11 protein-coding genes are annotated in these 13,751 nt (G+C 33.2%); 8 read left to right on the top strand and 3 right to left on the bottom strand.

From position 1 onward, the window contains the following. Positions 1 to 12: 12 nt before the first annotated feature. The 6 genes from Q0951_RS05230 to Q0951_RS05205 are packed head-to-tail and all read left to right on the top strand — an operon-like array spanning position 13 to position 5,577. Positions 13 to 1,338, top strand: a complete 1,326-nt coding sequence (locus tag Q0951_RS05230) for a dicarboxylate/amino acid:cation symporter (RefSeq protein ID WP_299335136.1) — start codon at positions 13 to 15, stop codon at positions 1,336 to 1,338. 59 nt (positions 1,339 to 1,397) lie between these two features. Further along, entirely contained in the window at positions 1,398 to 2,435 is a 1,038-nt protein-coding gene (gshB, locus tag Q0951_RS05225; RefSeq protein WP_299335134.1) for a glutathione synthase, read from the top strand. Continuing rightward, the gene (locus Q0951_RS05220) at positions 2,428 to 3,252 is read left to right on the top strand and encodes a sulfurtransferase (protein WP_299335133.1); all 825 of its coding nucleotides are present in this window, start codon (positions 2,428 to 2,430) and stop codon (positions 3,250 to 3,252) included. Before gshB ends, Q0951_RS05220 begins: the two co-directional genes overlap by 8 nt. Continuing rightward, positions 3,252 to 3,581, top strand: a complete 330-nt coding sequence (locus tag Q0951_RS05215) for a hypothetical protein (protein WP_299335130.1) — start codon at positions 3,252 to 3,254, stop codon at positions 3,579 to 3,581. Before Q0951_RS05220 ends, Q0951_RS05215 begins: the two co-directional genes overlap by 1 nt. A 4-nt stretch (positions 3,582 to 3,585) precedes the next feature. Beyond that, complete coding sequence (locus Q0951_RS05210; RefSeq protein ID WP_299335684.1) at positions 3,586 to 4,416, top strand: N-formylglutamate amidohydrolase; 831 nt, start codon at positions 3,586 to 3,588, stop codon at positions 4,414 to 4,416. Beyond that, positions 4,417 to 5,577, top strand: coding sequence for a flavohemoglobin expression-modulating QEGLA motif protein (locus tag Q0951_RS05205; protein WP_299335127.1), 1,161 nt, complete (start codon positions 4,417 to 4,419; stop codon positions 5,575 to 5,577). Between the two features lie 792 nt (positions 5,578 to 6,369). Here Q0951_RS05205 and Q0951_RS05200 read toward each other — a convergent pair. Continuing rightward, positions 6,370 to 6,789, bottom strand: a complete 420-nt coding sequence (locus tag Q0951_RS05200; protein ID WP_299335124.1) for a thiol-disulfide oxidoreductase DCC family protein — start codon at positions 6,787 to 6,789, stop codon at positions 6,370 to 6,372. 22 nt (positions 6,790 to 6,811) lie between these two features. Further along, on the bottom strand, positions 6,812 to 8,626 hold the full coding sequence (locus Q0951_RS05195) for a hypothetical protein (protein ID WP_299335122.1): 1,815 nt from the start codon (positions 8,624 to 8,626) through the stop codon (positions 6,812 to 6,814). 371 nt (positions 8,627 to 8,997) lie between these two features. On the opposite strand from Q0951_RS05195, the gene Q0951_RS05190 reads away from it, so the two are divergent. Beyond that, on the top strand, positions 8,998 to 9,936 hold the full coding sequence (locus tag Q0951_RS05190; RefSeq protein WP_299335120.1) for a hypothetical protein: 939 nt from the start codon (positions 8,998 to 9,000) through the stop codon (positions 9,934 to 9,936). A gap of 25 nt (positions 9,937 to 9,961) precedes the next feature. Continuing rightward, entirely contained in the window at positions 9,962 to 11,548 is a 1,587-nt protein-coding gene (locus tag Q0951_RS05185) for a thiol-activated cytolysin family protein (RefSeq protein WP_299335118.1), read from the top strand. Here the strand turns inward: Q0951_RS05185 and Q0951_RS05180 are convergent. Then, positions 11,545 to 13,713 carry a DNA mismatch repair protein MutS gene (locus Q0951_RS05180; protein WP_299335115.1) on the bottom strand — a complete coding sequence of 723 codons (2,169 nt, stop codon included), beginning with the start codon at positions 13,711 to 13,713 and terminating at the stop codon, positions 11,545 to 11,547. The two genes, Q0951_RS05185 and Q0951_RS05180, sit on opposite strands and share 4 nt — an antisense overlap. Positions 13,714 to 13,751: the final 38 nt, after the last annotated feature.

Here is a 13,751-nt window from a genome sequence, read left to right as displayed (position 1 = left end):
TTCACTAGATATATGAAAAAAATACCATTGCATTGGAAAATTATTATAGGAATGATTTTAGGTATCATCTTCGGATTTATAATGAATACTGTAGATGGAGGAAAAGGATTTGTGACCGATTGGATATCGCCTTTTGGGACCATTTTTATTAACCTATTGAAGTTAATCGCAATCCCATTGATATTGGCTTCATTAATAAAAGGAATCTCAGATCTGAAGGATATTTCCAAGATTAAATCTATGGGATTACGAACCATAATCATATATATTGGGACAACACTCGTAGCCATTATTATTGGGTTGTCTATAGTAAATACAGTAAAACCTGGTGCAGGTATGTCTGAAGATACCATTGCAAAAATTAAAATGAAATATGAAAATGACGCAGGAGTAATTGATAAATTAGAAAAAGCATCCGCTACTAAAGATGCTGGACCTTTACAAGCATTGGTTGATATTTTTCCTAGTAACATTTTTAACTCTTTCGCAGAAGCTAAAATGCTTCAGGTTATTTTCTTTGCTTTATTTGTTGGAATCTGTCTATTGCTTATTCCGGAGAAAAAAGCTGAACCTCTAGTCAAATTTTTTGATTCGCTTAATGAGGTCGTCATGAAAATGGTTGATCTTATCATGTTATTTGCGCCTTATGCGGTATTTGCTTTGATGGCAAACGTTATTATTGCTTTTGACGATACTGAAATTTTACTAAAACTTCTTAATTACGCTTTCTGCGTGGTTGCAGGATTAGCCTTGATGATTGGATTCTATTTAATTCTTGTGAAGGTATTCACGAAAAAATCACCTCTTTGGTTTTTAAATAAGATATCTCCAGCGCAATTATTAGCATTTTCAACAAGTTCTAGTGCTGCTACACTTCCAGTAACTATGGAACGTGTGGAAGAACATATTGGTGTAGATAAAGAGGTTTCAGGTTTTGTGTTACCAGTAGGAGCAACTGTTAATATGGATGGTACTAGTTTGTATCAAGGGATTGCTGCTGTTTTTATCATGCAAGTGATATGGCCTGAGGGACTAACCTTTACCAATCAACTAGTGATTATTGCAACAGCATTATTAGCATCTATTGGTAGTGCCGCTGTACCAAGTGCTGGAATGGTAATGCTTGTAATTGTATTGGAGTCTATTGGTTTTCCAGCTGAATTGTTACCTATAGGTCTAGCGTTAATTTTTGCTGTTGACAGACCTTTGGATATGTGTAGAACTGTGGTTAATGTTACTGGTGATGCGACAGTGTCTATGATGGTGGCGAAATCGTTAGATAAGCTACATGATCCAAAACCTAAAGAATGGGATGATCATTACGAGGCAGTGAAATAGTTTCAAAAAAAGATTATTCTTTTTAAATTTATAAAATGACCAACTAAAAATAACTGACTATGAATGTATGTTTTATTATGTATCCCTGGGAGGATATAGACCCGGAAAATGATACTAGTTTAGCATTGATCAAAGAATGCGTAAAACGAGGACATGGCGTTGCTATGTGTACACCTGCAAACTTAACAATTCGTGATAGTGTTACTAATGCATTCTGCACAGTTATTGGACGGATGGAGAAAGTACCATCAACACTCAAAGCGTTCTATAATAAAGCAAAACTCCGTGAGGAAATGCTGCCTCTGGCTGGATTTGATGCGATTTTCTTTAGAGCTAATCCTCCGCTAGATCCAATTATGCTTAACTTTTTGGATTCTGTAAAAGATGATGTATTTATTGTCAATTCACTTCAAGGTATGCGAGAGGCAAATAATAAATTATATACAGCTGCATTTGGAGATGCACATAGCAACATCATACCTAACACTCACGTATCAAAAAACAAGAATTATCTTATTCAGCAGATCAAAGAATCTAAGGCTGATAAAATGATATTGAAACCATTAAATGGTTTTGGAGGATCTGGTGTTATCCTGATTGAAAAATCGGCTATGAGCAATATCAATTCATTGTTAGATTTCTATATTACAAGTGGTGATGGCACATCAAACTATGTCATTCTTCAGGATTATATTGAAGGAGCAGATCAAGGCGATGTTCGAATTTTATTACTCAACGGTGAACCCGTTGGTGCTATGAAGCGTGTTCCAGGAAGTGATGACCATCGCTCAAATGTATCTGCAGGAGGCTCAGTTCAAAAACACAGCTTGACTAAAGCTGAAAAAGCATTATGTAAACAAATCGGACCTAAATTAGTGAAAGATGGTTTGTACTTCGTTGGTATTGATGTTATAGGAGGTAAGCTGGTTGAAGTTAATGTGATGTCACCTGGTGGAATTACCTACATCAATAAAGTTTATAAGTCTAAAATAAAAGTTGAAGAACGTGTAATCGACTTTTTAGAAAGTAAAGTTGTCGATCAACTACAAGCGTTTGACAGACGAACACGACTAAGAAAAACAGTTCAAGATGCCTAATATAAATCAGTTAGTATCGACTGTTGTGAGTTGCCACTGGCTGTATAAAAATCGTCATCTGGACGATTTGGTCATACTTGACGCCAGTGTCAAAAAAGACAAGAGCGACCCTTCTGTGTATATTCCGAATTCAAGATATTTTGATATTAAAGGTAAGTTCAGCGATACAACAGATGAGTTTCCTAATGCGTTCCCTTCAATTGATCAGTTTCAAAGTGAAGCTCGTAAGCTTGGAATAAACAATAATTCTATTATTGTGGTCTATGATGATAAAGGGATTTATTGGAGTCCGAGAGTATGGTGGTTATTCAAATGTTATGGCTTTGATAATATTGCAGTATTAGATGGTGGACTACCAGAGTGGCAACGATTAGATTTTCAAACTGTTAGCGACTTATCAATAAATACTTGGCAAATAGGTGATTTTACAGCTCATTTTCAATCTGATAAAATTCGTTTCTTTCATCATATTCTGGATATTGCCAGAGATAAGCACTGTACTATTTTAGATGCGCGTTCTACAGAACGTTTTCAGGGTATTGTTCCCGAACCTAGAGCTGGATTACGAAGCGGAACGATTCCAAACTCATCTAACCTGCCTTATACAGAACTACTTGATGGCTATTGTTTAAAATCTACCGAAGAATTACGTACGATTTTTGATACTTTTGAATTACAAGATAAAGCACTAACGTTTTCTTGTGGTTCAGGAATTACTGCTTGTATTCTTGCGTTAGCAGCTGAAATTTTAAATTACGAAAATCTCTCTGTTTATGATGGGTCATGGACAGAATTTGGAACTTTAACATACGAATAATGGAAATAAATCATTGGACAAAAAGTGAATTGGTTGCTTACATCTTATTATATGTAGCCCACAGCGACCTAGAAGTTACAAACAACGAGAAAGCCTATATCCTATCTCGTGTTGATGATAATACCTATAACCATGTTAAGAAAGAATTTGATGCAGATAATGATTATCAGAGTATCACTAAAATTGTTGATGCTGTAAATAACGAACCCACTTACAGCAGTCAACCTGAAGAACTCTTCGCAGATATCAAGCTTATGGCTTTTGCTGATGGTAAGATGGATAAGATAGAATTGGCTATATATAATCAGTTAAAGAAAATTTTAAGTTGATATGATACAAAGACTGTCAATTGACACTATAATTTCTAAAATCCAGAATGAAGAGATTTTTCATGCTGTAGCTGAGGATTATTCTTTAACGCTAAAGATTGATAAGTACGTACATTATGCCTGTGGAGCTATACATGACGGACATCAATTTAGAAAAGAGCTTTGGGACAATTGCATGCATACAGAATATGAACGTTGGTACGAAGAAGATCCCGAAACTAAGCATATGATCATATCACATCCCATTGTTATTGCTGGATGTGATTCACGCTTTGAGTATGATCTTAACAGAGCACATGAAGATGCTGTTTTTGAAACTGCATGGGGAAAAGAGTTATGGCATAAGCCACTTTCCGAAGAGATGAAAGCAAAAAGCCTCGAGAAACACTATAACTTTTATAAAGTCACTCATGCGTTAATCTCTAAATTGGAAGAAAAATTTGGTGTGTGTATTGTGTACGATATGCACAGTTATAATTGGAAACGCTGGGATAGGGAAGTGCCTACCTGGAACTTAGGCACCTCAAATGTTGATAACGACCGGTTTGGTGATGATATTGAATTATGGAGGCAGTGGTTGTCTGAATTCAAATTTCCGCATGAGATCAAATCGACAGCTAAAATTAATGATACCTTTTATGGCAATGGATATTTCTTGAAATTTATTACGAAAAACTTTCGAAATACCTTAGTTTTGGCAACCGAAATTGCTAAGGTCTATTGTGATGAATACGATTATGTTATTTATCCGGAAGTTGTTGCCAGTGTTGAAGCACAGCTAAGAATAAAATTGCCTGAGCATGCGGCTCATTTTTATAAAAAATACGCTAAATAAATGCCACAAATTACAAGTACTGACGAATACCAAGATCTATTCGATATTGATGCTAATCTCAATCGATTGGTTAAAAATATTGAGGTACTTAACTATATCAATCCGTTGAATATACAACGAGAAAAAAAACAGTTTTTTTCCTCAAAATTTAATTACGAGCCCGTTTTTAAATATCCTAAAATCAAATTCAATGGTTATAAGTTACATCGCTTATTTTTCTCTCAACGTTTAGAACGTATTACAGATGATGATATTAGACAACTGTATCAAGATGTCATCTACGAGTATTCTGGTTTAATTGAATGCATAGAAACGATTAATAAGGGTCGTAAATTTTACTTTAACAGCCTTAAAAGTTTTGGGACGCCTACAGAAAAGCAAATTGACAATGCTAAGTTCATCTTGCGTTTTGACGACACTGATTTTGACGAGGAAATGTTGCCTATATATTCAGCAACAGATGCTGTAGATTATTTTAAGGAGTATTCTAAACGTTATGACTTTGATTATAACATTAAGCTGTCCACCAATCTTTCTGCTGCGGCTATGGTATTAAACAATACCCAAACTTTGGTGCTAAGTAAAAATCATAAGTTTAGCAAGAATCAATTAAAGGTGTTGACCAATCATGAAATTGGTGTGCATATGGTGACTACTTTCAATGGGCTGGCACAACCTTTAAAGGTGTTTTCTAATGGGTTTCCAAACAATGTAGAAACTCAGGAAGGACTAGCTGTTTATGCTGAATATATGTCTGGATGCTTAACCATGAAACGACTTAAAGAATTAGCTTATCGTGTTATTGCTGTAGATTCTCTGAATAAAGGGTATAACTTTTCAGATACATTTGACTTGTTATATAGTCAGTATAAACTCAATAGAGACAAAGCGTTTTCAATCACCTTGCGTGTACATCGAGGAGGAGGGTTTACAAAAGACCATCAATACCTCTGTGGAATTAATCGTGTTTATAATTATGCTAAGAATGGAGGAGATCTAGATGTCTTGCTTACTGGTAAAGTCACTCTGGATTATGTGGATACCATTAAAAAACTTCAGGAACTTGGTTTAGCGATACCTTCTAAGCATTTTACAGATTCTTACGTAAACAATGATAATTCAAATAAGAATTTAGATTTCATTCTTAAAAGTTTGAAATAATAAGAAAGCCTTAAAGCGATATGGTTTTATCAGAAATTTAATTCTGAAACTCCTATGCTGTTAGACCTATACATCATAAGAGAACTTGATCTGTTCCCAACTAACAGAAGCTGGGCTCAAGCTAAACATTTTGCTTTAAGGCTTTCAGTTCAGCAAATTAACTCTTTAATTAATTTACATTAAAGCTAGTCTTCATTGCTTGTATTTAAAACCAATTTTGAGGAAAATGGTGTTTTCAATGAGTGAAACTACCTTTTGATTGAGCCATGATTATAAATTAACACGTTTATATTTAGGGTATTTTACTTTGTATGAAAATGTATAGGTCTTTTTATGATTAGCATCCAGCCTTACATTCCATTTTAAAAATCCCTTTTTATTGTCATATTCTGAAATACTCGTTTATAAAGAATAGTTTGAACTGTTTCATGATGATGAGGTTTTAGTTTTTGATAAAACTATAGCTCACCAGCTAATTATAAAACAGGGTTTGAGTGAAGTGATATTTTGAATGAGTTAACCTCTCGATTGAGTGAGTTCAGGAAAAAAGTAATCAAATTGTGCATCTCATAGATGATTTTTGCACGTCGTGTTTTTTAATCAATTTTTTTTGGGTTTACACCGATATTTTGATAGGAGTTTTAATTAAAGAAGTAGTTTTATATCAAATAATGTGCTATTAATCAATAATCTATACTTAGATAATCCCTCTTGATTAAATTATTATTTTAGAGTTAAATTAGTTTTAATTAGTTGTTAATTATTAAAGTCCTTATTCCCGTAAGGACTTTTCTATGCTAAAAATTTTGCTTTTAACTCAGGAGTAGGAATCATACATGCTTCTTTTTTGCCATACCATTCGTAACGGTTTTTTGCAATATAATCATATACCCAATTTCGAATAAATGGAGGTACAATAAAGAATATACTCATCAGATTTTGTGGAAATCCCAAGTGTCTTGCTATTTTTAATGCAGCTGTAGATTTAATTACAAGTCCGTTGTTATTGGAGTAGAGTAGTATAGAGTCTGTTTTAGAGGTGTCAAGATTGTATTTGCTGATAATTTGCTGTCCGATGTCACTCTGTAGAGGAGCAAACCTAAATCGATCGTCTTTATCGTGTTTGATTACATAGAGTACTGATGAATTGCAGAGGTTACAAACACCATCAAATAATATCAACTGTTTATCTTTTGCTAAAGTTTCTATCACATTGCAAAAATACAAGATAGATCTATAAGGAATTTAAAAATTGCGTTAAATCGTCATCTTTATGTAGTTGCAACTTCTTTTTTAGACGATACTTTGATTTTAAAACACTATCAGGTAAAACATTGAGCATAGAGGCGATTTCCTTTGTAGATAAATTCATTCTTAAAAAAGACGCTAGTCGGATTTCTTTTTCAGTAATATCGTTTGCAATAGATTTTATTTTCTTGTCAAAATTGTTGTGGACTTCAGAAAAATAAGATTTAAAAACCTCCCAGTCTTTATCTTCAGCATTTTGCTTTTTTAACAACATAACTAAACGTCTAAACTCAATTTTGAACAGCTCAGGAGATTGTTTGATTTTTTCCAAATTCTCTTTCAACTCTTGAATAAATGTGCTTTTTTGAACTAGGTGTAAGGTCTGAGAAGCGAGTTCTTTCTTTTTAAATTCAATTTCCTGTTTATAGAACTCTTCTTGTTTTTCACGTTCAATTTTGTTCTTTTTTATGCGCTGTGTAAATCCAAAATAGAGTAGACCTGCAATTGTTAAAAAAGAAAACATTCCTATGCCATATAAGGTTTTTTGAGTTTTACTTAACTTAACATCTTTTTCTAATAATACAATCTGTGCTTCTTTTTTTTCAGTTTCATAGCGCTCACGCATATTAGCAATTTCTTTTTCTTTTTCAATAGTAAAAATGGAATCCTTGGTTGAGATATACTCTTGATAAACATGAACTGCATCTGAAGCTTTATTGTTTAAAGTTAAAGTTTTAGCATGCAGTTTTAATGCATCTAAATATGCGTCAGAAACACCACGTTCTTTTTCATCTTGATAAACAATTCTTGTTTGTGGTAACGCTAATAGATGTTGATTAGTTTCTAAATAACCCTGAGCTAAAAATTTTCTATTAAGGTTTTCCAAAATTTTATTATCAACTCTGATAGATTCCTTAAGACAGTCTTCGAACATACTGATTGAGGTTTCGAAATCTCCATTTAGGTAATGAGCTCTACCTAAATGCGTTTTCCCGTAAAGAGCACTATTAGGTTCGCTTTCTTTAAATATATCAATGGCTATTGGAAGTTTTTCAAGCGATAATTTATGTTTCCCAATATCATTAGCAACAATACATAAGTTAATCAAACTCGCTGCATACATTCGTTCATCATCAGCTTTTAGAAACCCTTCAGCAGCTTCTTCATAATTTGAAATTGCTAACTCATCATCTTTATTAGCACTATAGGCGTTGGCCAGTGTAAAAAGCAAACCACTTTCTCGATGAACATCATTACTTGCTTTAACAAAAACCCGAGTATCTAATAACAATTCAATTGATTTCTTAATATTACCCAATCGTCTGTAAGAGCTAGCTAGTCTAATTCTACTGATTGCAATTTCACTACTGTCATTTGCATACTCTGCCCAATAAATTGCTGTTTCATAAATAGGTATAAGACTGTCTATTTTTCCTGACTTTGAAAAGGCATACCCCAATTCTCTTAATAATCTATTGGTTACTAAGGGATGGTTCTTGCCATCTAATTTAAGTCCGCGCTTTGCATAAATAATATGGTCCTTACTGCTTCCTGAAAAATCTAAAGCATTACATATTTCAAAATACGTTTGCGCTAGAATAGAATCGTTTTGAGTTTCATTAGAGATACTTAAAGCTTTTTCAAAATATGAGTTACAATCAATTTGTTGTTCTTTTAAGCATTTAATTGCGTTGTCAATTAATTCTCGTTGTTCATTTGGTAGTATATAAATAGGATCTTGCGCATGTAAGAATCCGTTAACAAAGACCATAAAAAAAATAGCAATCAAATGATGTTTCATAATGTCAATTTTGAAAATACTAAGATAATTAATAATCGACATAAATGACTTGATTAATCCTTACTACAATTTTTGTAGTCTAGAGTTTGTCCATGAAAGTTATATTGCTTTAGTCTTATAAAAAATTGATTGTCAATTAAATACAATTTAATCGCTGTATCGGATTCTATTAAGAATATATATAATTAATTGTGCCTTGTCCATACTTTGTCCATGCCAAAAATTAGATTTCAGTTTGATCTCACCTTAGTTTTGAATTGTCATTAATAATTGATGACATAAATATTTTGTGGTGTCTTGCGCTGGAATGGCTGCAGACTTTTCCAGTTGTAAGTCGCTACAAAAATCATAACCACAAAATTTTTATAATAATGAAAACAAATCTTTTTTTAAAACTGATCTTCTTTTTCTGTATCACACTTATCGTATCGTGTAGTACAGAAGATGACAGAGATTCAAACGACCCAACAGACAATTTAATTACGGTTAATATTGCCGAATACCCTTCAAGTGGAGATTTTATTACTGAAATCAACTCTAGTCTAGAAGGGACTTTAACTTATACTATCACATTGCAAACCATTTCACAAGCCATTATTATAAATGAAAATGAACTTCGTGTAGGTGATTGGTTGGCTTTTGATTTTGAAACGAATGAATTCCTTTACATTAATATTGAAGTAAGTAATGGTGCAGAAACTGAGCTTTTAGAATACAGAATAGCCATTCAAGATGTTGACGATATCTGGGCGTTTTTAAATGGAAATACAAGAACTGCTTATGAAGATGCTTCACCAGGTGAATGGGTATGGATTACTGAAGCTCAATACAACGATCTATTTAATTATTTAGCTGAAACTACAAAAAGTGGCGCTTCAGATACTCAATTGTTTAGTAATAATGCTGTACAACAAGTACAAGGTGATAAGACTTTTGCTAATGCCGATGGCGATAGCATGTCAGTTGATCAGTATTTCTTTGCATTTAAATATTATTCTTGGTCAAGCAATGCAGGAAATAATCGTGTGAAATTATCAGAAACATCTGCAGAATCATCTTTCTCTAGTGTAGGAGAGATATTGCCTCAACACGACGATGGATACAATCATTTTGTTTTAAAAGGCGCAAACACAAAAACTAGTTCAGAATCTTATCTAGGTTTATATGCATCATTAAAAATTGGAGCTAAAAATGATAACTCTAGTAATTACAATTACGGCGACGGAAACACCGCTACTTTAGATGATACTGTTTTGGGTAAAGTATTACTTCAACAGGGTTTGAGTACCTCTTTAAAGCAATGGGATTAAATATTTTCAATTCAAAAACAAAATCATGAAACATTTAAAACAGAATAGAAAGCATTTCTATTTAAAATTCATTATTCTATTTGCATTGGGATTAGTAGTCCTAAATTGTAGTAAGACTGATGATAGTGATGATCCATCTGGAAATCCAGAAGCATCTAGCATTGATGATTATATTCAAGGACTAATATATGACTCAACAAATATGCTTAATGTGCAACCAATAGGAAATGAATCAAGTGCATTAACTATTGTAAGTCAAACAGAATATGGAGGATGGCCATATTTGGGTAATACAGTTACATGTGATGATAGTGAATATGAACTGGCTTCAAATTTTGATAAAATAGCCATATTAAAGCCAACGAATGAAATCATATATCCAGGAGCATTGGTAAATATAAATCAAGAATTGCTGGAGAGTGCAGCACCTAATTCTATAGATATCGCTAGAAAACCGGTAAATTTAACTTTAGATTTACCTAATATGGGATCTAATGGAACAATCATTATAGAGGATCCTAAATTTGAAAATAATGTTCAAGAAGGCATTGCTAATGCTGTCTCATGGTGGAATAATAATGCCTATCAAGACGGTTATACAAATACTTTCAAATCAACTTTTTCTGTAGCTAATTCATATACTTCTCAGCAAGTTGGGCAAAGTTTAGGAGCTCATGAAGATTGGTCTAATGATAGCTTCTCTGATGAGTTAGAGTTTGAAACTACATCTGATAGAAAAGTAGCTTATATGCTCATTAAGCAAGTGTTTTATAGTGTAGATGTTAACAATCCTACAAATCCATCTGGTTATTTTTCTGATGACGTAACTCTTGAAGAAGTTCAAAACTTAATGGATGAAGATAATCCTCCTGCATATATCAGTTCAGTAGATTATGGACAAATACTTATGCTAAGAATTATAAATTATTCTAATCCAGATGTTGATTTAGATGTCGTATTAGAGTATGCTACTGGAGTTGGTGATATTGATGGTGTTAATGATGAAATAGAAGAAATTATTGACACGTCATCTATTGATCTTATAACTGTTGGAGAAAATGCAGAAATTTCGACGGAAGCTATTTATACAAACAACCTTGAAGCAGGACCAGGTTCTTTAAGCTATATTTTCACAGGAGAAAATGCTGTATATAGTGTGAATAACCAAGGCATACCAATAGCTTTTCAAGCTCGATATTTAAAGGATGATACTTTAGTAAAAGCAGGTTACACATCAAATTATACAGTTAGCGACTGTGATATGAACGGACCATTTATTCATCAAGAAATTACCGTGGAAAATGATTCGTTCCACGATACGAGATTTCGATTCGCATATAAGCCTCAAAATGAAAATACAAATCAAATGGAGTATACTCAATATTATGAGCTAAATCAAGGCGATGTGATGAGTATAGCTCCGCCCAATGGTTCGCATGATATAAGTATAAATTTTCAATATCAATATGGAGCTGGTGGATGGAATACAATTTACATTACTGATAGTGACACCGAGTACGTTAATTACCTCTATTCTGAAAGATGTTACAAATTTACAGGTGGTAATATTTGGGGACAAGCATCTTCAATAGTTCCAGAGAGTTGTAACTAGTTTTTTTTTGTTTCAACCAACTCTAACAAATCTAAGTTTACGTTAGTTGTGAAAATGCCATAGTTTACTATGGCTTTTCCTTTTTCAATACTATCTATACTACCAACAGCTCGTCCATCATGCATTCTAACGCGATCACCAACTTTTAAGATAGGTTTTGGTTTTTCGACTTTTATCTGTTTCTTCTTAGCTGCTTTCTTTTTTTGTCGGATTACTGCGACTTTCTTTTCAGCTTCTTTCTTTACTTGTTGCTCTTTAGCTTTTTCAGCTCTTTTTTGTTTAGCTGAAACTTTTTTACGTTTTGAGTTTTCAATTTGTACGAGTTTGAACAACTCAGCCATTAACTCACGTTTTCGCTTGTTCTCAAAGTATTTTTCAGAAACATCATTGAATTTCTGTCCAAGATAGATCAGGCGTTGGTTACTGTCATACAGTTCCTGATAATTTTCTAGCTTTTTTTGAACCTTAGCATTTATTTCTTCAAGCTTGTCTGCTTCAGATTGTTTCTTCTTTTCGTTTTCTTTTAATGAACGTTCTGTCTTTTCTAATTTACTACGTTCTTTCTGAAGTTTAGCAATAGTTGCATCAAAGCGAACTTTACCGCGTTCAATTTTCTTTTTTGCACGATTAATAAGGCTATACGGAATACCATTCTTTTGAGCTACTTCAAAAGTGAACGAACTTCCAGCTTGACCTAAAATGAGTTTGAACATAGGTTCTAGACTCTTTTCGTCAAACATCATGTTGGCATTTTGCATGTATGGCAGCTCATTGGCTAAGACCTTTAAGTTAGAGTAGTGGGTAGTTATAATTCCGAAAGCTTCACGATGATAAAATTCTTCTAAAAATGTTTCAGCAAGTGCTCCACCAAGTTCGGGATCACTACCAGTACCAAATTCGTCAATAAGAAATAAGGTGTTCTTGTTGCATTTCCGAAGAAAATAATTCATTTGTTTTAATCGGTAGCTATAAGTACTTAGATGGTTTTCAATAGATTGATTGTCTCCAATATCACTGATAATCCTATCAAATAAGCAAATGTTACTTTTTTCATGAACAGGAACCAGCATACCGCTTTGTAGCATCACTTGTAATAACCCTATGGTTTTAAGAGTAATACTTTTACCACCAGCATTAGGTCCAGAAATAACAATGATTCTGTTTTCTGGATTTAAATATATGGATTGAGGGAACGTTTTCTTGCCTTCAGCTTTGTTTGAAACAAAGAGCAACGGATGATAGGCGTCTTTAGCTTCATAGATTTTTTCATCGTTAATTTGAGGAAGAATAGCATTAATAGATTGCGCATACTTTGCTTTGGCATAAATGACATCCAGTCTGACTAGAAAGAATTGGTATTGCTCCAATAACGAGGTGTATGGCCTGACATATTCAGTGAGATTTCTAAGAATTTTATCAACTTCTTCGCTCTCATCAAATTCTAAATTATTGAGTTCTCTAGCATATTGAAAGGTTTGCTCTGGTTGTATGTAGACAATACTACCTGTTTTGCTACTTCCCATAATACTACCTTTGACCTTACGTCGATACATGGCTTTTACAGCAAGTACACGTTTGTTTTCTACAACAGATTCTCTAATATCATCCAGATAATCTAAATTGTGATAGGTATTTAAAGCAGAGGCGAAGCTTTGATTAATTTTTCCTCTAACAGAGTTTATAGCTTTTCGTAATTGATAAAGGGTGTCTGAAGCGTTATCTTTTACATCTCCAAATCTATCAATAATGGCATCAATTTCAGTAACGAGATGCGTAACTACTTCCAGAGACATTGATAATTTGTGCAAGGAAGGATAATATTCTTCAAATTTTTTCAAGAATTTGAGGATATCACTTATGGTCAATGTTATTGAAGCAATCTTTTTAAAGCTTTTAGTCTCTAAATACGAATTTTCGATTTTTAAAAGCTTGACTTCTTTAGTTATGGGTTCAAATCCATGATTTGGAATTCTATTGTCATTATAAAATGAAGAGACATATTCATTGGTGTATTGTAACGACTGTACAACCAACTCTTTGGTAGTAAAAGGTTTTATTTCTAAAACTTCAATTCTACCCAGATCAGTAATACAAAGCTCTGCAATTTGTTGTAAAACCGCATGAAACTCAATGTCTTGTAATGTCTTTTCGTGAATATTAATCATTAATAGTTAACCTATAGCAGTTAAGGAATGCAAAGGTA

Source organism: uncultured Psychroserpens sp., from assembly GCF_947501425.1.
Lineage (GTDB): Bacteria > Bacteroidota > Bacteroidia > Flavobacteriales > Flavobacteriaceae > Psychroserpens.
This window is presented reverse-complemented; position numbering and strand designations above follow the sequence as displayed.